A 24,846-nucleotide genomic window follows, 5' to 3' on the forward strand; every position below is an offset into this window, starting at 1 on the left:
CACTGCAGCGACCTGTCCTCTTGAATGCCATCGACAACTGGCGTATCAACGTCCACACGCTACCCGTCAACCGAGTGCGCTCCATGTCCCAGGATTTCTACTTTTTGTTGATGCCGGGTTTCTCGGCCATCGGTTTCATCTCGGCGATCGAGCCGCTGCGGGTCGCCAATCGCTTTCGCGGCGAGCTGTATCGCTGGCATGTGCTGAGCGTTGACGGCGGGGCGGTGCTGGCCAGCAATGGCATGTCGGTCAACGCCGATGCGGCGCTGGAACCGTTGAAGAAAGGCGCGACCCTTTTGGTGGTCGCCGGCTTCGAACCCCTCAAATTCGCCACTCCGGCGCTGGAGCATTGGCTGCGCCGACTCGACAACGAAGGCGTGACCCTCGGCGCTATCGACACCGGCAGCTTCGTCCTCGCCGAAGCCGGCCTGCTCGACGGCCATCGACTGACCCTGCACTGGGAAGCCATCGACGCGTTCAAGGAGTCCTATCCACAGCTCAGCGTCACCCAGGAACTGTTCGAGATCGACCGCCGGCGCATTACCTCCGCCGGCGGCACGGCGTCCATCGACCTGATGCTCGACCTCATCAGCCAGGCTCACGGCCCGGAACTGGCGATCCAGGTCAGCGAACAGTTCGTACTGGGGCGCATCCGCCCGCGCAAAGACCACCAGCGCATGGAAGTCGCCACGCGTTATGGCATCAGCAATAAGAAATTGGTGCAGGTGATTGGCGAGATGGAGCAGCACAGCGAACCACCGTTGAGCACATTGGCGTTAGCCGAATCGATCAAGGTGACGCGGCGGCAGTTGGAGCGATTGTTTCGCCTGCACCTGAACGACACGCCGAGCAATTTCTACCTGCGCTTACGGCTGGAGAAAGCGCGGCAGTTGCTGCGGCAGACGGACATGAGTGTGCTGGAAGTGAGCATCGCGTGCGGGTTTGAATCGCCGTCGTATTTCACCCGCAGCTATCGGGCGCGGTTTGCGCGGTGCCCGCGGGAAGATCGCCGACAAAGCCAGAAGGCCTGAACGTCCAGCGGTGAAACCGGACCCTGTAGGAGCGAGGTTTGCCCGCGAAGGCGGCGTATCAGTCGACACTGATTTTGGATGTGCCGGCCTCTTCGCGGGCAAGCCTCGCTCCTACAGGGTCTGTGCCACTTACTTTTTCATCAGTGCGGAGCAGGCCGCTTTAAATGCCTCATGCTGATACTTGTTCAGCGTCTCTGGCAGTGCAAAGTCGAATTTCTTGTTCTGCGCATTGATCGTCTGCGGCGACAGCAACGTCACCTCACAACTCTCCAGCAACTGAAAAACGCCCTCGATCTTGAACGTGGTCGGCCCACCGGCGAACTCACCTTTCTTGCTGCGCTTCTTGATCGCGATCCGGTCGATGGAATTCTCACGCACGAACGACGCCACCTGAGCAGCAAACACTTTGACGTTGGCGGCTTCGTCGTCATCGTCCAAAGCGATTTTCTTGGTGGTCAGGGCGACGTGGCCAAGCGTCTGCCCGTCCAGGGCGGCCACGGCAATGATCGCTTCGCTGCCTTTGATTTCGATGCCGCAGATTTTCATGTCGATTCCTTTCACCAATGGTTGTGTGCAGCCTACAGCTCAAGTTGATTGGCCGTGATACCAAACGCCGCGGCAATTTTCTCGCGAGTGGCCTTGCGTGGCTTCGCGACGGTCTCTTGCTGGGCAAAAGCCGGTTGAGAAATGCCCATACGTTTGGCCACCTCATCTTGTGTAAGGTTCAAGTGTTCGCGCCAGGCGCGAATCGGTGTAGCGCCATCGACGATACGGCTGACCACTTCGTGTGGGATCAGGTCGGGCTCAATTTTTTGTGCCACGTATTGCGCGTAAGGGATAACCACGAATGCCGGGTTTCCGTCTGCGTCATTGATGATTTGAACGTCAGTAGGTGCGTTCATCGCGTTTTTTGACCTCTTGAATACTGACCACTTTGATTGCGCCATCCCAGTCGAACATGACTCGATAGTTACCCACTCGAAGTCGATAGGCGTAGTCATGACCGACCAGTGCTTTGACATTGCCGATGTCAGGCATGTCAGTCAGCACAGTGACTGCATCACGAACCTGGATCTGGTGAGCGGAATGCAATTTCAGAAGCTGCTTAACGGCTTTTCGAGTCCAGTGAATGCTGTTCATGGGAGAATATAAGTCTTTTATAAGATTTTCCAATCGTTACTTATATTTCTCTCTCGGCCAATTAACGAAGCATGTCGGGATGTTGCCCGGGCAATAGGGTCTGCTGCGAGGTGTAGGGAGTGCTGTAGGTTTAGTCAGCAAGGTTTGTAGGAAACAGCATCTCTTGAGAATCGAAAGCCGGCGAGGGTGCCAGCTTCCGACAGAAATTCAGGATCACTCCTGCCCAATCGACTCCAAAAACTCCGACCGCTCATCACTCATCCGCGCCACGCAATCATTCTGCGCAATCGTGAACGCCTTGCTACCACTGGTCGCCGGAAACGCCTCAACCGCGCAATCCGCATCCCGGGTTTTCAGCCACTGTTGTTGCGCAGCCTTGAGCTTGGCGGTGATGTCGGCCAGTTGCGCCTGATTCTTGCCGTAGGCCGTTTGCATGCGCTCGTTCAGACTTTGGTAGTTGTCTTTGAGCAGGTCTTCGGCGGTGGTCCTGCTGTAGGCGGAGCATTCCAGGGTCTGGACGTCGTTTTCGACTTTGTCGCAGGGGTTGTCGTCGGCCTCTTCAGCCGCGTGTACGCCGGTCGCTATCAGTGCCAAAGCCAGGAAGATCGTTCTCATTGCGACGCAGCCCCTTTTTTTTAGTGCCTATTCAGTAATGCAGCGAATTCTGGCCCAAGCCGCGGCCCTTGAACAGGTGGGTGATTGCGTCCATCAACGACCCTTTGTCGCAGATTGACGCTTTCGGCAAACCCCCTGTCGTTTTTGCACCCGGCTACCCCGTCCCTCAGGCATATGCTGGCCCCAAAGCGCCGGCACACGATTCGGCGCACGAATCGCTAATAGGGGACAGCCTGATGAGCCCAGCCGAATTGCACGCCGACAGCATCGTTATCGACGGGCTGATTATTGCCAAGTGGAACCGTGAGCTGTTCGAAGACATGCGCAAGGGCGGTCTGACCGCAGCCAACTGCACCGTGTCGGTGTGGGAGGGCTTCCAGGCCACCGTCAACAATATCGCCGCCAGCCAGAAGCTGATCCGCGAAAACAGCGACCTGGTGATTCCAGTGCGCACCACCGCCGATATTCGCAAGGCCAAGGAGCAGGGCAAGACCGGGATCCTGTTCGGCTTCCAGAATGCTCACGCCTTCGAAGACCAGATCGGCTACGTCGAGGTGTTCAAGCAGCTCGGCGTCGGTATTGTGCAGATGTGCTACAACACCCAAAACCTGGTCGGTACCGGCTGCTACGAGCGCGATGGCGGCCTGTCGGGTTTCGGTCGTGAAATCGTCGCAGAGATGAACCGCGTCGGCGTCATGTGCGACCTGTCCCACGTGGGTTCGAAAACCTCCGAAGAGGTCATCCTTGAATCCAAGAAGCCGGTCTGCTACTCCCATTGCCTGCCGTCGGGTCTGAAAATTCACCCGCGCAACAAATCCGATGAAGAACTGAAGTTCATCGCCGATCACGGCGGCTTCGTCGGTGTGACCATGTTCGCGCCGTTCCTGGCCAAGGGCATCGATTCGACCATCGACGATTACGCCGAAGCCATTGAATACACCATGAACATCGTCGGCGAAGACGCGATCGGCATTGGCACGGACTTCACCCAGGGCCATGGCCAGGACTTCTTCGAATACCTGACCCATGACAAGGGCTACGCCCGCCGCCTGACCAGCTTCGGCAAGATCATCAACCCGCTGGGCATCCGCACCGTCGGCGAGTTCCCGAACCTGACCGAAACCCTGCTCAAGCGCGGCCATCCCGAGCGCGTGGTCCGCAAGATCATGGGCGAGAACTGGGTCAACGTCCTCAAGGACGTCTGGGGCGAGTAAGCCACAGCACCTCTGAATCCTTTCCCCAGGCCGTCCGCGCCGGGGGCAACACAAAAAATTTTCTGGAGTTAAGTTTCCATGGCCAAGATCGCCCCGCAATTGCCAATTGAAGTCGACAGCGAAACCGGTATCTGGACCTCCGATGCCCTGCCAATGCTGTATGTGCCGCGTCACTTCTTCGTCAACAACCACATGGGCATCGAGGAAGTGCTGGGCGCCGACGCCTACGCCGAAATCCTCTACAAGGCCGGCTACAAATCCGCCTGGCACTGGTGTGAAAAAGAAGCTGAATGCCACGGCCTGGAAGGCGTTGCGGTGTTCGAACACTACATGAAGCGCCTGTCGCAACGCGGCTGGGGCCTGTTCAAGATCCAGGACATCGACCTCGACAAAGGCACTGCCAGCGTCAAGCTCGAACACTCGGCGTTCGTCTACGTGTACGGCAAGGTCGGACGTAAGGTCGACTACATGTTCACCGGCTGGTTTGCCGGTGCCATGGACCAGATTCTGCAAGCCCGCGGCAGCAAAATTCGCACGGTTGCCGAACAAGTCTACGGTGGCTCCGAAGAAGGCCACGACGACGGTTTGTTCACCGTCAAGCCGTTGTAAGTCGAGGACCCCGCCATGGCTTTCGAAGCAATGTTCCAGCCGATCCAGATCGGCAAACTGACCATCCGTAACCGCGTGCTCAGCACCGCGCACGCCGAGGTCTACGCCACCGACGGCGGCATGACCACCGACCGGTACGTCAAGTATTACGAAGAGAAAGCCAAGGGCGGGATCGGCCTGGCGATTTGCGGCGGTTCCTCCAGCGTGGCCATCGACAGCCCGCAAGGCTGGTGGAAGTCGGTCAACCTGGCCGACGACCGGATCATTCCGCACTTCCAGAACCTGGCCGATGCCATGCACAAGCATGGCGCCAAGATCATGATCCAGATTACCCACATGGGCCGTCGTTCCCGTTGGGACGGCGAGCATTGGCCAACCCTGTTGTCGCCGTCGGGCATCCGTGAGCCGGTGCACCGTGCGACCTGCAAAACCATCGAGCCGGAAGAAATCTGGCGGGTAATCGGCAACTACGCCACTGCGGCTGGCCGCGCCAAGGCCGGTGGCCTGGACGGCGTCGAATTGTCCGCCGTGCACCAACACATGATCGACCAGTTCTGGAGTCCGCGGGTCAACAAACGCACCGACGAGTGGGGCGGCAGTTTCGAGAACCGCATGCGTTTCGGCCTGGAAGTGATCAAGGCTGTGCGGGCTGAAGTCGGCCCGGATTTCTGCGTCGGCATCCGTCTGTGCGGTGACGAATTCCACCCGGACGGCTTGTCCCACGAGGACATGAAGCAGATCGCCAAGTACTACGACGACACCGGCATGATCGACTTCATCGGCGTGGTGGGTTCGGGTTGCGACACCCATAACACCCTGGCCAACGTTATCCCGAACATGAGTTATCCACCGGAGCCGTTCCTGCACCTGGCTGCCGGTATCAAAGAAGTGGTCAAGGCCCCTGTTTTGCACGCGCAGAACATCAAGGACCCGAACCAGGCGACCCGTATTCTGGAAGGCGGCTACGTGGACATGGTCGGCATGACCCGCGCCCACATCGCCGACCCGCACCTGATCGCCAAGATCAAAATGGGTCAGATCGACCAGATCAAACAATGCGTCGGCGCCAACTACTGCATCGACCGTCAGTACCAGGGCCTGGACGTCTTGTGCATCCAGAACGCCGCGACCTCCCGTGAATACATGGGCGTGCCGCACATCATCGAGAAATCGACCGGTGTGAAGCGCAAAGTGGTGGTGGTCGGTGCCGGTCCTGCCGGGATGGAAGCCGCTCGCGTGTCGGCCGAACGCGGCCACGACGTGACCCTGTTCGAGAAGAAAGAATTCATCGGTGGCCAGATCACGACCGCCTCGAAAGCTCCACAGCGTGACCAGATTGCCGGCATCACTCGCTGGTTCCAGCTTGAGCTGGCCCGTTTGAAAGTCGACCTGCGCCTGGGCGTGGCGGCCGATGCGGCAACTATTCTGGACTTGCGTCCGGACGTGGTGGTGCTCGCCGTCGGCGGTCATCCATTCCTGGAGCAGAACGAACATTGGGGCGCGGCTGAAGGCCTGGTGGTCAGCAGCTGGGACATCCTCGATGGCAAGGTCGCACCGGGCAAGAACGTGCTGGTCTACGACACCATTTGCGAATTCACCGGGATGTCGACCGCCGACTTCCTCGCCGACAAGGGCAGCCAGGTCGAGATCGTCACCGACGACATCAAACCGGGCGTGGCGATTGGCGGCACGTCGTTCCCGACTTACTACCGCAGCATGTACCCCAAAGAAGTGATCATGACCGGGGACATGATGCTGGAGAAGGTCTACCGCGAAGGCGACAAGCTGGTGGCGGTGCTGGAAAACGAATACACCGGCGCCAAAGAGGAGCGGGTGGTGGACCAGGTGGTCGTCGAAAACGGCGTGCGTCCGGACGAAGAAATCTACTACGCCCTGAAGGAAGCGTCGCGCAACAAAGGCCAGATGGACATCGAAGCCTTGTTCGCGATCAAGCCGCAGCCTTCGCTGAGCCAGGCGGGTGACGGTTACTTGCTGTTCCGCATCGGCGACTGCGTGGCCCAGCGCAACACCCACGCGGCGATCTACGACGCGCTGCGGTTGTGCAAGGATTTCTAAGAGCTTGTGGATAACCCTGTAGGAGCGAGGCTTGCCCGCGAAGGCGTCCTGACATTCAACATTGATGTCGGCTGATCCATCGCCTTCGCGGGCAAGCCTCGCTCCTACAGGAATTCGAGCAAGGCATCCAGCTAGTTAGGCCTGCAAGACCCGAGGTCTTTGGGAGCTCCACCATGTTGAACACCCTTCTTCCAATCCTGTTGTTCGCAGCCACCGGACTTGCTGTCCTGGGCGCGTTGCGGCGGGTGGCTATGTGGCGCCGAGGTCGAGCTTCGAAAGTCGACCTGATCGGCGGCCTGTTCGCCATGCCCAAGCGTTACATGGTCGACTTGCACCATGTTGTCGCGCGGGACAAATACATCGCCAACACTCACGTCGCCACGGCGGGTGGTGCGGTGGCGTCAATGGTGCTGGCGATACTGGTCCACGGTTTCGGCCTGCACAGTCGCATTCTCGGTGTTGCCCTGTTGATTGCCTCGGCGGTGATGTTCGTCGGTGCGATTTTCATGTTTCTGCGCCGTCGCAACCCACCGGCTCGCCTGTCCAAAGGGCCATGGATGCGCCTGCCGAAAAGCCTGTTGGCGTTCTCTGCGAGCTTCTTCCTGTTGACCCTGCCGGTGGCGGGCATCCTTCCGGAAAACTTCGGTGGCTGGGTGCTGGCTGCGATCCTCGGCGTCGGTGTGCTGTGGGGCGTTAGCGAACTGTTCTTCGGCATGACCTGGGGTGGGCCGATGAAGCACGCCTTCGCCGGTGCCCTGCACTTGGCTTGGCACCGTCGCGCCGAGCGTTTTGGTGGCGGCCGTTCCACCGGTTTGAAACCGCTGGACTTGAACGATCCGACCGCGCCACTGGGCGTGGAAAAACCCAAGGATTTCACCTGGAACCAACTGCTCGGCTTCGACGCCTGCGTGCAGTGCGGTAAGTGCGAAGCCGCGTGCCCGGCGTTCGCCGCCGGCCAGCCGCTGAACCCGAAAAAACTGATTCAGGACATGGTGGTCGGCCTCGCCGGTGGCACCGATGCCAAGTTCGCTGGCAGCCCCTATCCATCTCTGGAGGGCGGGGGCAAAGCCATCGGCGAACACGCCGGCAACCCGCATCAACCCATCGTCAACGGTCTGGTGGACGCTGAAACCTTGTGGTCCTGCACCACCTGCCGTGCCTGCGTCGAGGAGTGCCCGATGATGATCGAGCACGTCGATGCCATCGTCGACATGCGTCGTCACCTGACTCTGGAAAAAGGCGCGACCCCGAACAAAGGTGCCGAAGTCCTCGAAAACCTGATCGCCACCGACAACCCTGGCGGTTTCGCGCCGGGCGGGCGGATGAACTGGGCGGCGGACTTGAACCTGAACCTGCTCAGCGAGAAGAAATCGGTCGACGTGCTGTTCTGGGTCGGCGACGGCGCCTTCGACATGCGCAACCAGCGCACCTTGCGCGCCTTCGTCAAAGTGCTGAAAGCGGCCAAGGTCGACTTCGCGGTGCTCGGTCTTGAAGAGCGCGACAGCGGTGACGTGGCCCGACGTCTGGGCGATGAAGCGACGTTCCAGTTGTTGGCTAAACGCAACATCCAGACCCTGGCCAAGTACAGCTTCAACCGTATCGTCACCTGCGACCCGCACAGCTTCCACGTGTTGAAAAACGAGTACGGCGCCTTCGACGGCCACTACCTCGTGCAGCACCACAGCACCTACATGGCCGAAATCATCGGCGCTGGCGCCCTGAACCTCGGCCAGCACAAAGGCAGCAGCGTGACCTATCACGACCCGTGCTACCTCGGCCGTTACAACGGCGAATACGAGGCACCGCGTGAAGTACTGCGCGCCCTCGGGATCGAGATCAAGGAAATGCAACGCTCCGGTTTCCGCTCGCGCTGCTGCGGCGGTGGCGGCGGTGCGCCGATTACCGACATTCCAGGGAAACAACGGATCCCCGACATGCGCATGGATGACATCCGCGAAACCGGCGCCGAACTGGTGGCCGTGGGTTGTCCACAATGCACTGCGATGCTCGAAGGCGTGGTCGAACCGCGACCGCTGATCAAGGACATCGCTGAACTGGTGGCGGACGCGTTGCTCGAAGACGCTGCGCCTAGGCCGACCACACCGGCCCAACGTGAACCTGCGGAGGCCCACTGATGAGCGACATTATCCGCCGCGACCCACGCGCCGAATGGATCGCCCGCAACCGTCTGCACCCGCTGCACGCAGCCATGCAACCGGCGCAGCACAGCTGGATGGGACCTAATGGCATCATCCGCAAGAATCCCCATGGCATCGGTTTTATCGGTCCCAACGGCATCAAACGGATCGACCGCAGCGGCGCTCAACAGGGCGGGGCGAGCAAACGCTCGGCCGCGGTTGAAGTGCAATTGCCGCTGCATCAAGTGCCTGCACCTGCGTTTTACATCAGCGTGGTGCCGGACATGGTCGGCGGCCGCTTGAGCAGCCACGACCGCGACTTGCTCGGTCTGGCTCATCAGTTGGCCGGCAACGACGGTGCCGTGTTGGCCGTGGTCTTCGGCGAACACAAGGAAAACGCATTCGCTACGGCGGGCGTCGACCGCTTGCTGGTATTGGAAGGCGACGAATTCAGCGGTTATGCACCGGAACAAAGGGTCCAGGGCCTGCGGGCTGTGGATAACCAGTTCAGCCCTCGTCACTGGTTGCTGCCGGACAGCCGCAGTGGCGGTGGCGAACTGGGTCGACGCTTTGCCGCTGCACTGGGCGAACGCCCGGCCACGCGGGTCTGGCAGGTCAAGGATCAGGAGTGCATCGGCCGCGCCGGTGCTGGTTTGCAAGACCTTGCGCGCCCGGTCGCTCGCTTGATTCTGGCCGCCGTCGAATGCGCCGAACCGGTCAGCGAAACCCGTCACGAAGCCTTGCCGGTGGAGTTATCCACAACGGTTGCCCGCAGTCTCTCGCGCATCGAAGATTTAGGCTCCGTGGCGGTGGATCCGGCGGCGATTCCGATGGCCGAAGCCGAATTCATCTTCTCCGGCGGCAACGGGGTCAAGGACTGGGGACTTTTCCACAGGACGGCCGAAGCGTTGGGCGCTACCGAAGGCGCGTCCCGGGTGGCAGTGGACGATGGCTTCATGGCGCGCGACCGTCAGGTCGGTGCGTCCGGCACCTGGGTTACCGCAAGGGTCTACGTGGCGGTGGGGATTTCCGGGGCGATCCAGCACCTGCAAGGCATCGGTGCCTGCGACAAGGTGGTGGCGATCAACCTCGATCCTGGCTGCGACATGATCAAACGGGCCGACCTGTCAGTGATCGGTGAAAGCGCCGAAATTCTTCAAGCCTTGATCGACGCGGTAGAGGCTTACCGCAATGAAGCCAAGCGCGATGCGGCTTAAGGAAAGGAAAGGGTCATGAGCACAAAAATCATCAGCCTGGTGTCCATCGGCGCCCACCCGACTTCCGGCCGGCCACGTCGCGCTGAGCAGGATGCGCGAGCAGTGGAACTGGGTCTGCAATTGGCTGGGGATAACTTGCAAGTGCTGCATGCCGGCGACGTCGCAGAACCTGCATTGCGCGCGTACCTGGGCATGGGCCTGGAACAGTTGCATGTGCTTGAACAACCTTCAGGCGCCGATGCACTGCCGGCATTGACCGCGTATTTGCGTGACGCCGGGGCTCAGGTCGTGCTGACCGGCAGCCAGGCGGAAACCGGCGAAGGCTCGGGCATGTTGCCGTTTCTGCTGGCGGAAAATCTGGGCTGGCCGCTGGTCATAGGGCTGGCTCAAGTTGAATCCATCGACGGCGGTTCGGCGCTGGTGCTGCAAGCCTTGCCACGTGGTCAACGCCGTCGTCTGAAGGTGCGGTTACCGTTTCTCGCCACTGTGGATAACGCTGCGCCGAAACCTCGGCAGAGCGCTTACGGCCCGGCCCGACGCGGGGTGTTGCAGGCGGATGAAGTCGAAGTGATCGACGATGAACTGCTGGCGCTCGCCACCCTGCAACCGGCCAAGCCACGGCCTAAACGCTTGAAGGTGATCAAGGCCAAGAGCGGCGCGGACCGGATGAAAGCCGCGACGGCCAAGGCCAGCGGCGGGGGCGGGCAGGTGCTTAAGGGGTTGAGTGCGGAGGCTGGGGCTGAGGCGATTCTCAAGTTGTTGATTGAGGAAGGCGTAGTTCGCTAACGGTCCTGTGGAGTCAGCAAAATGGCAGTTGAATTTCGTTCGGCCCTGCGCGCGGATGCGCGGGAGATTGCTCGTTTGTTTCAGATTTCATCAGAAGGCGCTGCGGATTACATCTGGAGCCAGCTAGCGCAGCCCGGCCAGGATTTGCTGGAAGTGGGCGCCAGTCGCTACGCCCGTGAAGACGTGGATTTTTCCTGGCAGAACTGCCTCATTGCCGAGGCAGGGGGAAATGTCATCGGCATGATGCACAGCTACGTGATGCGTCACGATCCGCTGGCGGCCCCTGTGACCGATCCGGTCCTGGCGCCCTATGCCACGATGGAAATTCCCGACACCCTCTATATTTCCAGCCTGGCGCTGCATGAAGGCTGGCGAAATCAGGGGCTGGGCAAGCAATTCCTCGCCTACGCCTACGACCGTGCCAACCAGCTTGGGCTCAATGGCTTGAGCCTGATCGACTACGCCGTGAACACCGGCGCCCGCCGGTTCTACGAGCGACATGGCTTCCGTGTCGTCGATACCTGCCAGATCACACCGCACCCGATGATTCGGGTCACGGGTGAGGCCTATCTGGTGTATCGGCCTTAAGGCACGAACCCAATCCCTGTGGGAGCGGGCTTGCTCGCGAATGCGGCGGTTCAGTCGACATCAATGTTGGATGTCAGTCCGCCTTCGCGAGCAAGCCCGCTCCCACAGGGGTGATGTGTTTATCCACAATCCCTGTTAGCGCTTCTGTGGATAACGTGTTCGCCCATCGCTACACAGCATGCAAATCAAGCCCTGCAACCCTTCGTACAAAAAACAACCAGCCTAACTTGCGGTTTTTTCACACTTTTTCCTGAGGATAACTTTTCACGCAAGCTAATACTTGCCCCCAATCTCTGTTAGCGCATCTGTGGATAAGATGTTCGCTGACCGCTACAGGCCATATAAAACGGGCTTATCAGGCGAGTGATCAAAAAACGATCAAATCATCGTTTTAGTTCGATAAACCTCGCATAAACCCCGGTATATCGCGGCCTTCAACGGTTTTCCACAGATCCATCGAAGTTGCCCCCAAAGTCTGTTGGCGCTTCTGTGGATAAGGTGTTCGCCATCCTTTGCAAGCCACGTAATTCGTGCCCTACAGGCTTCCGATCAAAAAACAACCAATCGCAGTTCAAAACCCTGCTTCTGGATAAGTCACGGATTTTCTTCGGTTTCTGTGTAGAAAGTTTTCGCTGTAAAACGAGTTGTCCCCATTTGCTGTGGGTGAAGGTGTGGATAACTTGTTCGCGAACCTCTACAGCCCCACACCCGTGGCAGCTCTAAAGCGATTGATCGAAATTTGAACAATAAAAAACCGCGAAACTTGTTCGCGGTTTTTTGTCTCAGCGGGGTCGGTCAGCCTTGAACCGGCACGCCTTTGAGATAAGGCGCAGGTTCAGCCCCAAGGTTGTTCAGCAGACGCTCGCTGTACCAATCCACGAAGTTCACCACGCCGAACTCATAGGTCTTGGAATACGGACCTGGCTGGTACGCCGTGGAGTTGATCCCGCGCTGGTTCTCTTCAGCCAGACGACGGTCCTGGTCGTTGGTGGCGTCCCAGACCTGACGCATACGGTCCACGTCGTAGTCCACGCCTTCAACCGCGTCCTTGTGGACGATCCACTTGGTGGTGACCATGGTTTCCTGCGCGCTGATCGGCCACACGGTGAAGACGATGATGTGATCACCCATGCAGTGGTTCCACGAGTGTGGCAGGTGCAGGATGCGCATTGAGCCCAGGTCCGGGTTCTTGATGCGGCCCATGAGTTTGGCGCAGCCCTGTTTGCCGTCGAGGGTCATCGACACGGTGCCCTTGAGCAGCGGCATGCGCACGATGCGGTTACGCAGGCCGAAACTGGCGTGGGCGTAAGGAATCTTTTCGGCTTCCCAGGACGCGGCGGAGGCGGCGACGTGGTCCTTGAAGGCCTGGTCGGCACGCGGGTCGGTGACGTCGTCCCATTCCAGCAGGGTTTTCAACAGTTCCGGGTGCGATGCGTTGCAGTGGTAGCACTCGCGGTTGTTTTCCAGCACCAGTTTCCAGTTGGCCTTTTCCATCAAGGTGGTGGTGATCGCCACCTTGGTGTTCTCCATGTCGTACGGTTCCATGTAATGGTTCAGCGTCGACAGGAAGTCATCAATGGCTGGCGGGTTTTCCGACAGGCTGATGAAGATGTAGCCGCCGGCCGTCTTCACGTTCACCGGTTTGAGGCCATAGTCCTTCATGTCGAAGTCGGCACCCATTTCGGTGCCGGCGAACAGCAGGCGACCGTCCAGTTCGTAGGTCCACTGGTGGTAGTGGCAAACCAGTTTGGCGACCTTGCCTTTTTCGCTGGTGCACAGCCGCGAACCGCGGTGACGGCAGACGTTGTGGAACGCATGCACCACACCTTCGGCGCCGCGAATCACGATGATCGGGTTCTTGCCGACTTGCAAGGTCAGGTAGTTGCCCTTGGACGGGATCTCGCAGGTCATGCCGGCGATCAACCACTCTTTCGAGAAGATTTCCTGCATGTCGATATCGAACAGCCGCTCGTCAGAGTAAAACGGCTGCGGCAGCGAGAAAGTGCGTTCGCGCTCTTGAAGCATTTGCGCGGTGGCCTTGCGTGCGGGTTCCAGCGGATCGCCCAGACTGATTTTTGCGGTGACGTCCATCGATTTGATCCTCAAGGCCATTCTGTGTGGCCGGCGAAATAGTGGCTGATACGGTTTGCTACGCAAGGGTGTAAAGAAAACGTCTTTGTGTGGGACCGAGTGTGGGGCCGGCGCACGCCAGAACCTTATCCATGGGCGACATGGCCCAATCTGTTCCCGACGCGCAACCCCCGGTAGTTATGGGCTGGTCGCGATAAGTATGTGAATGTCGCAGATAGGTAAATGGGTGGTTCGCGCGTTACGCAGAATTGCCAACATAAGGCCGAGCATCGGCGGTGGAGAACAGCATGTCCAACAGCTTCCTGAATCCGGTAACCACCCAGACCTGGGCCAATGGTCGGCACATCGTCCGTTGCGTCAAAGTCATCCAGGAAACCTGGGATGTGCGCACCTTCTGCTTTATGGCTGACCAGCCGATTTTGTTCTTCTTTAAACCGGGGCAGTTTGTCACCCTGGAGCTGGAGATCGAAGGCGTGCCGATCATGCGCTCCTACACCATTTCCAGCTCGCCATCGGTGCCGTACAGCTTTTCGGTGACGATCAAGCGCGTACCGGGCGGCAAGGTCTCCAATTGGCTGCACGACACCCTGCATGAAGGCCAGGAGCTGGCCGTGCACGGGCCGGTCGGGCTGTTCAACGCCATGGACTTCACTGCGCCGAAGGTGCTGTACCTCAGCGGTGGCGTCGGTATCACGCCCGTCATGTCGATGGCTCGCTGGTTCTATGACACCAACGGCAACGTCGACATGGTGTTTATCCACAGCGCCCGTTCGCCGAAAGACATCATTTATCACCGCGAACTGGAACACATGGCGTCGCGGATCGATAACTTCAGCCTGCACCTGATCTGCGAGAAGCATGGTCTGGGCGAGCCGTGGGCCGGGTATCGCGGTTACCTGAACCACAAGATGCTCGAATTGATGGCGCCGGACTTCCTTGAGCGCGAAGTTTTCTGCTGCGGGCCGACGCCGTACATGACCGCGGTCAAGCGCATGCTGGAAGCGGTCGGCTTTGACATGTCGCGTTATCACGAGGAATCCTTCGGTGCTACACCACCGGAAGCCCGTGCCGATGCGGTGGAGCAGGCCGAAATAGCAGCAGACGCACCGGACATCGATGTGGCGGACCTGCATCAGGTGGAATTCACCGCGTCCGGCAAGAGCATTCGTGTAGCGCCGGGTGAAACCGTGCATGCGGCGGCGGCCAAGTTGGGTCTGTTGATTCCGAAGGCTTGCGGGATGGGGATCTGCGGGACGTGCAAGGTGATGAAGCTGGGTGGCGAGGTCGAAATGGATCACAACGGCGGGATCACCGAGGAAGATGAGGCCGAGGGGTTTATTCTTTCGTGCTGCAGCGTGCCGAAGGGTGATGTGCGGATCGAGTTTTAAGCCTTTGTTATCCCATCCCGATATCGGGATGGGATCGCTTTCGTTTAGTCGACAAACAGATCCGGCATCAGTGTGTCGGTTGTATCCGGTGCAAATCGATACTGTTCAAAATCCGTCACTCCGTGTTCACCCAGAATTTCCTCATCGATCAGCAAGCGACCGGTAATGCTGCGAGCGCTGCTGTCCAGAATGAGGTGAGCGGCATCCGCCATGATCGCAGGCGTGCGCGCATGCTTGAAGGACTCGCGTGACCCGAGTTGAAATTCGATGGCGGCGGTCGCAATCATCGTCTGCGGCCACAATGAATTGACGCTGATGCCGTAGTTCTTGAATTCCTCGCTCATGCCCAAGGTCAGCATGCTCATGCCGTACTTGGTCACGGTGTACGGGCTGTACTGGGCGAACCACTTGGTGGCCAGGTTCAGCGGCGGAGACAGGTTGAGGATGTGGCCGCTGGTTTTTTTCAGGTAGGGCAGGGCGGCCTGACTGCACAGCAGCACGGCGCGGGTGTTGATCTGGTGCATCAGGTCGAAGCGCTTGAGTTCGATGTGCTGGACTCCGGTCAACTTGATTGCCCCGGCGTTGTTGATCAGTGCATCAATGGCGCCGAAATGTTCATGGGCCTGGGCCAGCGCCTCACGCACCGCGACTTCATCACGCACATCTACCTGCAAGGCCAACGCCTTGCCGCCCGCGGCTTCGACTTCCTTCGCCACGCTGAAAATCGTACCCGGCAGTTTGGGATGAGGTTCGGCGCTCTTGGCAGCAATCACAATGTTGGCCCCATCCCGCGCGGCCCGCAGTGCGATCTCGCGACCAATTCCGCGACTGGCGCCGGTGATGAACAGGGTTTTGCCTTGTAAGGACATGCGTGCGCTCCTGATTATTATTGTCTGAGCGGATCGAAGCAGCTCGCAGTCAATGTAGACTAACTCCCCGAAACTGATCGTTCCCACGCTCTGCGTGGGAACGATCAGTTGGGAGAGACGCCTCAATACCAGCGCTGAATCTCGATCAGTCCTTCCATGCCCGCGTAATTTCGGGCGCTTGAATACCTCCAGTGCTCCGGCAAATCCACATAACCGCGTTTTACGGGGTTGTAGTGGATGTAATCCAGCTTCTGGCGCATCACCGCTTCGCTGTACACCATTTCCGCATGCGAACCTTCCTGCCATAGCTGATACACCCGGTCCTGCTTGTGCGCGCGTTTGCTGAAACGCAGACGCTGCAACGCGCGTTCGGCGCCTTTGCTTTGCAGGTCGTCGAGGATTTGTCGGGCGGTGAAGGATTTGAATTGGCTGAGGCATTTGCTTAGGTCTGGAGCCTCGGCAACGAAGTGGAGATGGTTCTCCAGGACCACATAGCCATACAGCTTTAGATCTTGATGGATTTGCTGATAGCGCCAGCAATTTAGCAGGTGATCGACGATGTAAGGGCGGATGAACAGCGGGAGCCATTCCATGAGGGTGCAGGTGAGGAAGTGGGGTTTGTCGGGTTCGGTGATGGTGTAGCGGCTTCGACCCATGGGATTCGTCCTTGAATCTTGTAGTGCGGCGGGATGGAACGCGGAGCGTCCCGGGCTGCATTCCCACGCGGAGCGTGGGAACGATCAGGTTGCGGGGTTTGTTGCAGGGTGGCTAGACGGTAGCTTCCGAGTGGAACGTAGGAATGATCAGCACCAAGGGCAGGATAAAGATCGTTCCCACGCTCCGCGTGGGAATGCAGCCCGTGACGCTCTGCGTCAAAACGGCGTTCGGCATTGCGCCGGTGGTGAAGCTGGAACGCGGAGCGTCCCGAGAGGCATTCCCACGCGGAGCGTGGGAACGATCATGTGGGAGATTAGCGGGACATGACCTCGCGAATATCCGCCGCCAGTTCCCGTACGCGTTCTTCTTCGGTGTCCCACGAGCACATGAAGCGTGCGCCGCCGTTGCCGATGAAGGTGTAGAAGCGCCAGCCCTTGGCCGTCAGTGCGGCGATCGCCGGTTCCGAGAGTTGCAGGAACACGCCGTTGGCCTGCACTGGGAACATCAGTTCCACGCCTGGAATATCGCTCACCAGTTCAGCCAGCAACTGCGCGCAGTGGTTGGCGTGTTTGGCGTATTTGAGCCAGGCGCCGTTTTCCAGAATCCCGACCCAAGGTGCCGAGAGGAAACGCATCTTCGAGGCCAGTTGCCCAGCCTGTTTGCAGCGGTAGTCGAAGTCTTCGGCGAGTGCGTGGTTGAAGAACAGAATCGCCTCACCCACTGCCATGCCGTTTTTCGTGCCGCCGAAGCACAACACGTCGACGCCGGCCTTCCAGGTCAGGTCCGCTGGCGAGCAGCCGAGGAACGCACACGCATTGGAAAACCGCGCGCCGTCCATGTGCAGGTTCAGGCCCAGTTCCTTGCACGTGGCGCTGATGGCGCGGATTTCTTCCGGGGTGTAGACGCTGCCGACTTCGGTGGCCTGGGTCAGGGTGACTACGCGCGGTTTCGGGTAGTGGATGTCCTGGCGCTTGAGCGCGATTTCGCGGATCGATTCCGGGGTCAGCTTGCCGTTTTCAGTGCGGGCGACGAGCAGCTTGGAGCCGTTGGAAAAGAATTCCGGTGCGCCGCATTCGTCGGTTTCGACATGGGCGGTTTCCGAGCAGATCACGCTGTGGTAACTCTGACACAGCGACGACAGGGCCAGGGAGTTGGCGGCGGTGCCGTTGAAGGCGAAGAATACTTCGCAATCGGTTTCGAACAGTTTGCGGAAATCGTCGGACGCGCGTGCGGTCCACTCGTCGTCGCCATAGGCGCGTTGGTGGCCGTGGTTGGCCTGTTCCATGGCAGCCCAGGCTTCAGGGCAGATACCGGAATAGTTGTCGCTGGCGAATTGTTGGCTCTTATCGGTCATGGCCGGCTTCCGTGGTCGAAACTCTTATGGTGAAGAGCTTCGTGGTCAATGATGGTGCGCACTTTACCCAAGATCGTCAGGAGAGCACACGCGATGATGCTGTCAGAAAAATACAAAGACGCCGGGCAATTATGCACATGACGCAAAGGGATGGGGCACTGGACCTGCTCAAGTGGCTGGCGCTGTTGAGTATGGTGCTCGATCACCTGCGATATGTCGGTTATTCCGTCGATATTCTGTATGTTCCGGGCAGGCTGGCCTTTCCGTGGTTCTGTCTGGCGATGGCCGCAAACCTGGCGCGGCCCCGCGCGGTGACGACTGACGGCCAGTGGCGTTATCTGGGTTGGTTGCTGCTGTTTAGCGCTATCAGCGAAATTCCCTACCGGATGTACATTCCTGATCCCAACACCTTGAACGTGCTGCCCACGCTGGTTCTGGGGCTATTGGTAGCGCGTGGCTGGCAGCAGGAAACGCTGCAATCGCGACTACTCGCGGTCGGCGCCCTAACGCTGGCGGCGCTGTTCCCGGAGCGACTGATGTTCGGTTTCTTCGGCGTATTGTTACCGCTGGTGATGTTGCTGGTGATCAAGCGGCCCTGGTACTTCAGTCTGCTGCCCGGACTGGTCTGTCTGGCCGCCAACCAATGGGAGGTGCTGTATGACTCCGCTCGATTTGGTAACCGTGCGGCCATCCTCGGCATCACCACTTGTCTGATCGCGCCACTGGCTGGCTTGCTGCTGTTGCGACATGCCGGCCGACTGAAACCGCCACCACCGATGCGTCGCTGGGCGTACGCGCTCTATCCCGCGCATTTCCTGCTGCTGCTGGCCTTGCGCGAAGTTCTCGCATAACCCTGTGGGAGCGGGCTTGCTCGCGAATGCAGTGTGTCATTCAGCATTGTTGTCGACTGGCACACTGCATTCGCGAGCAAGCCCGCTCCCACAGGGTTCTTCGCTGATTAGAGGGCTGTGTCTGAACAGCCATTTCAGCCCATGTCGTAAACGCACCTTTGCGTGGCGTCCATAGGCATTTGACCTGTCTGCGCCGGTCATACCATCGCATCCAAAGGGCACTGCCGAAAGGTACGTGCCTCACCGAGACGAATGGCGCACCGCCGCCGCTGGGAGAGACGCGATGTTCAGCAAGCAAGACCAGATCCAGGGTTACGACGATGCACTGCTGGCGGCGATGAATGCCGAGGAGCAACGCCAGGAAGATCACATCGAGCTGATCGCGTCCGAAAACTACACCAGCAAACGCGTCATGGAAGCGCAAGGCAGTGGCCTGACCAACAAATACGCCGAAGGCTATCCGGGCAAGCGCTACTACGGCGGCTGCGAGCACGTCGACAAGGTTGAAGCGCTGGCCATCGAACGCGCCAAGCAGCTGTTCGGCGCCGATTACGCCAACGTTCAGCCGCACTCCGGCAGCCAGGCCAACGCCGCGGTATTCCTTGCGCTGCTGCAGGCGGGCGACACCGTGTTGGGCATGAGCCTGGCCCACGGCGGTCACTTGACCCACGGCGCCAAGGTCAGCTTCTCCGGCAAGCTCTATAACGCTGTGCAGTACGGCATCGACACCGTCACCGGCCTGATCGATTACGACGAAGTCGAGCGCATGGCGGTCGAGCACAAGCCGAAAATGATCATCGCCGGGTTCTCCGCTTACTCGAAGACCCTGGACTTCCCGCGCTTCCGTCAGATCGCTGACAAAGTCGGCGCTTATCTCTTTGTCGACATGGCTCACGTGGCCGGTCTGGTCGCTGCCGGGCTGTACCCGAACCCGCTGCCGTACGCTGATGTGGTCACTACCACTACTCACAAAACCCTTCGCGGTCCTCGTGGCGGTCTGATCCTGGCCAAGGCCAATGAAGAGTTGGAAAAGAAATTCAACGCTGCCGTATTCCCCGGTGGTCAGGGCGGCCCGTTGATGCACGTGATCGCCGGTAAGGCGGTGTGCTTCAAGGAAGCGTTGGAGCCTGGTTTCAAGGCCTATCAGCAACAAGTGATCGACAACGCCCAGGCCATGGCCAGCATCTTTATAAAACGCGGCTACGATGTAGTGTCCGGCGGCACAGACAACCACCTGTTCCTGGTCAGCCTGATCCGTCAGGGCCTCACCGGTAAAGAGGCGGATGCAGCACTCGGTCGCGCCCACATCACCGTGAACAAGAACGCTGTGCCGAACGATCCACAGTCGCCGTTCGTCACCTCCGGTCTGCGCATCGGCACCCCGGCGGTGACCACTCGCGGCTTCAAGGTGACCCAGTGCGTCACGCTGGCCGGCTGGATCTGCGACATCCTCGACAACCTCGGCGACGCCGATGTTGAAGCGAACGTCGCCCAGCAAGTTTCGGCCCTGTGCGCGGACTTCCCGGTTTATCGCTGAGCGCGGTTTTGGAGTAAATGACTATGCAACGCTACTCGGGCTTCGGCCTCTTCAAACACTCCCTCAGCCATCACGAAAACTGGCAGAAAATGTGGCGCACGCCGACCCCTAAAAAGGTCTATGACGTGGTCATCGTCGGCGGTGGCGGGCATGGTCTGGCGACCGCCTACTACCTGGCCAAAGAGCACGGCATCACCAACGTGGCCGTGGTCGAGAAAGGCTGGCTGGGCGGCGGTAACACCGCGCGCAACACCACCATCGTTCGCTCCAACTACCTGTGGGATGAGTCGGCGCACCTGTACGAACACGCGATGAAATTGTGGGAAGGCCTGTCCCAGGACCTGAACTACAACGTGATGTTCTCCCAGCGCGGCGTTTACAACCTGTGCCACACCCTGCAGGACATTCGTGATTCCGAGCGTCGGGTCAGCGCCAACCGCCTCAACGGCGTGGACGGCGAATTGCTCGACGCCAAACAAGTGGCCGACGAGATTCCGTACCTCGACTGCTCGAAGAACACGCGCTACCCGGTGATGGGTGCAACCGTCCAGCGTCGCGGCGGCGTGGCCCGTCACGATGCCGTGGCGTGGGGCTTTGCCCGTGCCGCCGACGCACTGGGCGTGGATTTGATTCAACAGACCGAAGTGATCGGTTTCCGCAAGGAAAACGGCGTGTGCATCGGCGTTGAAACCAACAAAGGCTTCATCGGCGCCAAACGCGTCGGTGTAGTGACCGCCGGTAACTCTGGGCACATGGCCAAACTTGCCGGTTTCCGTCTGCCGATCGAATCCCATCCGCTGCAAGCGCTGGTGTCCGAACCGATCAAACCGATTATCGACAGCGTGATCATGTCCAACGCCGTACACGGTTACATCAGCCAGTCCGACAAGGGCGACCTGGTGATCGGCGCCGGCATCGACGGCTACAACGGCTACGGCCAGCGTGGTTCGTACCCGGTGATCGAGCACACCGTTCAGGCCATCGTCGAGATGTTCCCGGTCTTGTCCCGCGTACGCATGAACCGTCAGTGGGGCGGCATCGTCGACACCACGCCGGATGCGTGCCCGATCATTTCGAAAACACCTGTGCCGAACATGTTCTTCAACTGCGGTTGGGGCACCGGTGGCTTCAAGGCAACACCTGGCTCGGGCAACGTGTTTGCCGCGAGTCTGGCCAAGGGTGAAATGCACCCATTGGCTGCACCTTTCTCCATCGACCGTTTCCACAACGGTGCGTTGATCGACGAACACGGCGCTGCTGCGGTTGCCCACTAACAGGAGAAATCCCCATGTTGCATATCTTCTGTCCTCACTGCGGCGAGCTGCGCTCCGAAGAGGAATTCCATGCATCCGGCCAGGCGCACATCCCGCGCCCACTGGACCCGACGACCTGCACCGACGAGGAGTGGGGCGACTACATGTTCTTCCGCGATAACCCTCGCGGTCTGCACCACGAATTGTGGGATCACGTCGCCGGTTGCCGTCAGTACTTCAACGCCACCCGTGACACCGTGACCTACGAGATTCTCGAAACCTACAAGATCGGCGCCAAGCCGCAGTTCACCGACAAGACCGATAGCCCGAAAGCGGCCACGACGGCTCTGGGAGAGAAGGTATGAGCCAGATCAATCGCCTGTCCAACGGCGGACGGATCGACCGCAACAAAGTGCTGAGCTTCACCTTCAACGGCCAGACCTACAAAGGCTTTGAAGGTGATTCCCTGGCCGCCGCCTTGCTGGCCAACGGTGTCGACATTATCGGCCGCAGCTTCAAGTACTCCCGTCCGCGCGGCATCTTTGCCGCCGGTGCTGAAGAGCCGAACGCCGTGCTGCAGATCGGCGCGACCGAAGCCACGCAGATCCCGAACGTACGCGCCACGCAACAAGCGCTGTATCAAGGTTTGGTCGCCACCAGCACCAACGGCTGGCCGAGCGTGAACAACGACATGATGGGGATTCTCGGCAAGGTCGGCGGCAAGCTGATGCCGCCGGGCTTCTACTACAAAACCTTCATGTACCCGCAATCGTTCTGGATGACTTACGAAAAGTACATTCGAAAGGCCGCCGGTCTTGGCCGCTCGCCGACCGAGAACGATCCGGACACCTACGACTACATGAACCAGCACTGCGACGTGCTGATCGTCGGCGGTGGCCCCGCAGGCCTGGCCGCCGCACTGGCAGCAGCTCGCAGCGGTGCCCGCGTCATCCTCGCCGATGAGCAGGAAGAGTTCGGCGGCAGCCTGCTCGACTCCCGCGAAAGTCTCGACGGCAAACCGGCTACCGAATGGGTCGCCAGCGTCATCGCCGAACTCAAAGACACCCCGGACGTGCTGCTGTTGCCGCGCGCCACGGTTAACGGTTACCACGACCATAACTTCCTGACCATTCACGAGCGCCTGACCGATCACCTCGGCGACCGCGCACCGATTGGCCAGGTGCGTCAGCGCATCCACCGTGTTCGCGCCAAGCGTGTGGTGCTGGCGACCGGCGCTCACGAGCGTCCACTGGTTTATGGCAACAACGACGTGCCGGGCAACATGCTCGCTGGCGCTGTGTCGACTTACGTGCGTCGTTATGGCGTGGCACCGGGCAAAAAGCTCGTGCTGTCGACCAACAACGACCACGCTTACCGTGTTGCTCTGGATTGGCTCGACGCCAGCCTGCAAGTCGTGGCCATCGCCGATGCCCGCAGCAACCCGCGCGGTGCGCTGGTTGAAGAAGCGCGCGCCAAAGGCATCCGCATCCTGACCGGTAGCGCTGTAATCGAAACCCGTGGCAGCAAGCGCGTGACCGCTGCTCGCGTTGCCGCGATCGATGTCAAAGCGCACGCTGTGACCAGTCCTGGTGAGTGGCTTGATTGCGACCTGATTGCCAGTTCCGGCGGTTACAGCCCGGTGGTTCACCTGGCCTCGCACCTGGGCGGCAAGCCGACCTGGCGTGAAGACATCCTCGGTTTCGTACCGGGCGAAGCACCGCAGAAACGCGTGTGCGTCGGCGGCATCAATGGCGTCTACGGTCTCGGCGATTCCCTGGCCGATGGTTTTGAAGGCGGCGCTCGCGCGGCCAGCGAAGCCGGTTTCAGCGTGGTCGAAGGCACTTTGCCGAAAGCCCTGAGCCGTTTGGAAGAACCGACTCTGGCGCTGTTCCAGGTGCCGCACGAAAAAGGCACGACACGCGGACCGAAGCAATTCGTTGATCTGCAGAACGACGTCACTGCGGCCGGCATCGAACTGGCGACCCGCGAAGGCTTCGAGTCGGTCGAACACGTCAAACGCTACACCGCACTGGGCTTTGGTACTGACCAGGGCAAGCTCGGCAACGTCAACGGTCTGGCCATCGCCGCCCGTTCGCTGAACGTGACCATCCCGCAGATGGGCACTACCATGTTCCGTCCGAACTACACGCCGGTGACCTTCGGCGCCGTGGCCGGCCGTCACTGTGGGCACATATTCGAGCCGGTTCGTTTCACCGCGCTGCATCACTGGCACGTGAAGAACGGCGCCGAGTTTGAAGACGTCGGTCAGTGGAAACGTCCTTGGTACTTCCCGAAAACCGGTGAAGACCTGCATACCGCCGTGAAACGCGAATGCAAAGCCGTGCGCGACAGCGTCGGCCTGCTGGACGCTTCGACCCTGGGCAAGATCGACATTCAGGGCCCGGATGCGCGTGAGTTCCTCAACCGCATCTACACCAACGCCTGGACCAAGCTCGACGTGGGCAAGGCGCGTTATGGCCTGATGTGCAAAGAAGATGGCATGGTCTTCGACGACGGCGTCACCGCTTGCCTCGCCGACAACCATTTCGTCATGACCACCACCACAGGCGGCGCGGCACGCGTGCTGCAATGGCTGGAAATCTACTCCCAGACCGAATGGCCAGACCTGAAGGTGTACTTCACTTCCGTGACTGACCACTGGGCAACCATGACCTTGTCCGGGCCGAACAGCCGCAAGCTGCTCAGCGCAGTCACCGACATCGATCTGACCAACGAAGCGTTCCCGTTCATGACCTGGAAAGAAGGCCTGGTCGGCGGTGTGCCGGCGCGGGTGTTCCGGATTTCGTTTACCGGTGAGCTGTCGTACGAAGTCAACGTGCAAGCCGACTATGCGATGGGCGTGCTGGAAAAAATTGTTGATGCTGGCAAGCAGTACAACCTGACGCCATATGGCACTGAAACCATGCACGTTCTGCGGGCCGAGAAGGGCTTCATCATCGTCGGGCAGGACACTGACAGCTCGATGACTCCGGACGACCTGAACATGGGCTGGTGCGTCGGTCGCACTAAACCTTTCTCATGGATCGGCCAGCGTGGCATGAACCGTGAAGACTGCGTGCGTGATCAGCGCAAACAGTTGGTCGGCCTGAAGCCGATCGATCCGACCAAATGGCTGCCGGAAGGCGCGCAACTGGTGTTCAACACCAAGCAAGCGATTCCGATGACGATGGTCGGCCACGTGACATCCAGCTACCTGCACAACTCCCTCGGCTATTCGTTTGCCATGGGTGTGGTGAAGGGCGGTTTGAAGCGCATCGGTGAGCGCGTGTTCGCACCGCTGGCGGATGGCAGCGTGATCGAGGCGGAAATCGTTTCTTCGGTGTTCTTCGATCCGAAAGGCGATCGCCAGAACATTTAACACCACCGCCCCTGTAGGAGCGAGGCTTGCCCGCGAAGAACGATAACGCGGTG

At 59.7% G+C, this 24,846-nt stretch carries 22 protein-coding genes; 14 read left to right on the forward strand and 8 right to left on the reverse strand.

The features are described 5' to 3' along the window. The first annotated feature begins 83 nt into the window (after positions 1–83). Entirely contained in the window at positions 84–1,031 is a 948-nt protein-coding gene (locus tag EYC95_RS12545) for a GlxA family transcriptional regulator (RefSeq protein WP_131060670.1), read from the forward strand. A 129-nt stretch (positions 1,032–1,160) separates the two neighbouring features. Here the strand turns inward: EYC95_RS12545 and EYC95_RS12550 are convergent, their stop codons facing one another. The 4 genes from EYC95_RS12550 to EYC95_RS12565 all read right to left on the reverse strand — a co-directional run bounded on the left by EYC95_RS12550 (position 1,161) and on the right by EYC95_RS12565 (position 2,786). Next, positions 1,161–1,577 (reverse strand): DUF3010 family protein, encoded by a 417-nt coding sequence (locus EYC95_RS12550; RefSeq protein ID WP_131060641.1) that lies wholly within the window; start codon positions 1,575–1,577, stop codon positions 1,161–1,163. A 32-nt stretch (positions 1,578–1,609) separates the two neighbouring features. Next, positions 1,610–1,933, reverse strand: a complete 324-nt coding sequence (locus EYC95_RS12555) for a helix-turn-helix domain-containing protein (protein ID WP_131060642.1) — start codon at positions 1,931–1,933, stop codon at positions 1,610–1,612. Next, on the reverse strand, positions 1,917–2,171 hold the full coding sequence (locus EYC95_RS12560) for a type II toxin-antitoxin system RelE/ParE family toxin (protein WP_131060643.1): 255 nt from the start codon (positions 2,169–2,171) through the stop codon (positions 1,917–1,919). Before EYC95_RS12560 ends, EYC95_RS12555 begins: the two co-directional genes overlap by 17 nt. Positions 2,172–2,384: 213 nt before the next feature. Continuing rightward, positions 2,385–2,786, reverse strand: coding sequence for a lysozyme inhibitor LprI family protein (locus EYC95_RS12565; RefSeq protein WP_131060644.1), 402 nt, complete (start codon positions 2,784–2,786; stop codon positions 2,385–2,387). A gap of 236 nt (positions 2,787–3,022) precedes the next feature. Between EYC95_RS12565 and EYC95_RS12575 the strand changes: the two genes are divergently transcribed. The 7 genes from EYC95_RS12575 to EYC95_RS12605 all read left to right on the forward strand — a co-directional run bounded on the left by EYC95_RS12575 (position 3,023) and on the right by EYC95_RS12605 (position 11,414). Continuing rightward, a complete protein-coding gene (locus tag EYC95_RS12575) occupies positions 3,023–4,000 on the forward strand; it encodes a dipeptidase (RefSeq protein ID WP_131060646.1) in 978 nt (325 codons plus the stop codon). A 78-nt stretch (positions 4,001–4,078) separates the two neighbouring features. Next, on the forward strand, positions 4,079–4,609 hold the full coding sequence (locus EYC95_RS12580; RefSeq protein ID WP_131060647.1) for a DUF5943 domain-containing protein: 531 nt from the start codon (positions 4,079–4,081) through the stop codon (positions 4,607–4,609). 15 nt (positions 4,610–4,624) lie between these two features. After that, a complete protein-coding gene (gene dgcA, locus EYC95_RS12585) occupies positions 4,625–6,685 on the forward strand; it encodes a dimethylglycine demethylation protein DgcA (protein ID WP_131060648.1) in 2,061 nt (686 codons plus the stop codon). A gap of 173 nt (positions 6,686–6,858) precedes the next feature. Continuing rightward, a complete protein-coding gene (gene dgcB / locus EYC95_RS12590; protein ID WP_131060649.1) occupies positions 6,859–8,820 on the forward strand; it encodes a dimethylglycine demethylation protein DgcB in 1,962 nt (653 codons plus the stop codon). Continuing rightward, positions 8,820–10,040, forward strand: a complete 1,221-nt coding sequence (locus EYC95_RS12595) for an electron transfer flavoprotein subunit alpha/FixB family protein (RefSeq protein ID WP_131060650.1) — start codon at positions 8,820–8,822, stop codon at positions 10,038–10,040. The genes dgcB and EYC95_RS12595 overlap by 1 nt, the downstream gene beginning before the upstream one ends. A gap of 15 nt (positions 10,041–10,055) precedes the next feature. Next, a complete protein-coding gene (locus EYC95_RS12600; protein WP_131060651.1) occupies positions 10,056–10,826 on the forward strand; it encodes an electron transfer flavoprotein subunit beta in 771 nt (256 codons plus the stop codon). A 21-nt stretch (positions 10,827–10,847) separates the two neighbouring features. Next, positions 10,848–11,414: a GNAT family N-acetyltransferase gene (locus EYC95_RS12605; RefSeq protein WP_131060652.1), complete on the forward strand. Its 567-nt coding sequence runs from the start codon at positions 10,848–10,850 to the stop codon at positions 11,412–11,414. A gap of 795 nt (positions 11,415–12,209) precedes the next feature. Here the strand turns inward: EYC95_RS12605 and gbcA are convergent. After that, complete coding sequence (gene gbcA / locus EYC95_RS12615) at positions 12,210–13,505, reverse strand: glycine-betaine demethylase subunit GbcA (RefSeq protein ID WP_131060671.1); 1,296 nt, start codon at positions 13,503–13,505, stop codon at positions 12,210–12,212. Between the two features lie 287 nt (positions 13,506–13,792). Here gbcA and gbcB point away from each other — a divergent pair, with 287 nt between their 5' ends. Next, positions 13,793–14,893 carry a glycine-betaine demethylase subunit GbcB gene (gene gbcB / locus EYC95_RS12625; protein WP_131060653.1) on the forward strand — a complete coding sequence of 367 codons (1,101 nt, stop codon included), beginning with the start codon at positions 13,793–13,795 and terminating at the stop codon, positions 14,891–14,893. A gap of 44 nt (positions 14,894–14,937) precedes the next feature. Here the strand turns inward: gbcB and EYC95_RS12630 are convergent, their stop codons facing one another. From EYC95_RS12630 to EYC95_RS12640, 3 genes are all read right to left on the reverse strand, one after another. Next, positions 14,938–15,762: an NAD(P)-dependent oxidoreductase gene (locus EYC95_RS12630; RefSeq protein WP_131060654.1), complete on the reverse strand. Its 825-nt coding sequence runs from the start codon at positions 15,760–15,762 to the stop codon at positions 14,938–14,940. Between the two features lie 122 nt (positions 15,763–15,884). Next, positions 15,885–16,418, reverse strand: a complete 534-nt coding sequence (locus tag EYC95_RS12635; RefSeq protein WP_131060655.1) for a transposase — start codon at positions 16,416–16,418, stop codon at positions 15,885–15,887. Positions 16,419–16,732: 314 nt separating this feature from the next. Beyond that, positions 16,733–17,773: a low specificity L-threonine aldolase gene (locus tag EYC95_RS12640; protein WP_131060656.1), complete on the reverse strand. Its 1,041-nt coding sequence runs from the start codon at positions 17,771–17,773 to the stop codon at positions 16,733–16,735. 131 nt (positions 17,774–17,904) lie between these two features. On the opposite strand from EYC95_RS12640, the gene EYC95_RS12645 reads away from it, so the two are divergent. The 5 genes from EYC95_RS12645 to EYC95_RS12665 all read left to right on the forward strand — a co-directional run bounded on the left by EYC95_RS12645 (position 17,905) and on the right by EYC95_RS12665 (position 24,793). Then, a complete protein-coding gene (locus EYC95_RS12645) occupies positions 17,905–18,624 on the forward strand; it encodes a TraX family protein (RefSeq protein ID WP_131060657.1) in 720 nt (239 codons plus the stop codon). Between the two features lie 283 nt (positions 18,625–18,907). Then, positions 18,908–20,161 (forward strand): serine hydroxymethyltransferase, encoded by a 1,254-nt coding sequence (glyA, locus tag EYC95_RS12650; RefSeq protein ID WP_131060658.1) that lies wholly within the window; start codon positions 18,908–18,910, stop codon positions 20,159–20,161. Positions 20,162–20,184: 23 nt separating this feature from the next. Next, on the forward strand, positions 20,185–21,435 hold the full coding sequence (locus tag EYC95_RS12655; protein ID WP_038981138.1) for a sarcosine oxidase subunit beta: 1,251 nt from the start codon (positions 20,185–20,187) through the stop codon (positions 21,433–21,435). 14 nt (positions 21,436–21,449) lie between these two features. Further along, a complete protein-coding gene (locus EYC95_RS12660; protein ID WP_131060659.1) occupies positions 21,450–21,779 on the forward strand; it encodes a sarcosine oxidase subunit delta in 330 nt (109 codons plus the stop codon). After that, entirely contained in the window at positions 21,776–24,793 is a 3,018-nt protein-coding gene (locus EYC95_RS12665) for a sarcosine oxidase subunit alpha (RefSeq protein ID WP_131060660.1), read from the forward strand. The genes EYC95_RS12660 and EYC95_RS12665 overlap by 4 nt, the downstream gene beginning before the upstream one ends. Positions 24,794–24,846 lie beyond the last annotated feature (53 nt).

Origin of the sequence: Pseudomonas sp. BGI-2 (assembly GCF_004310295.1) — a bacterium.
Lineage (GTDB): Bacteria > Pseudomonadota > Gammaproteobacteria > Pseudomonadales > Pseudomonadaceae > Aquipseudomonas.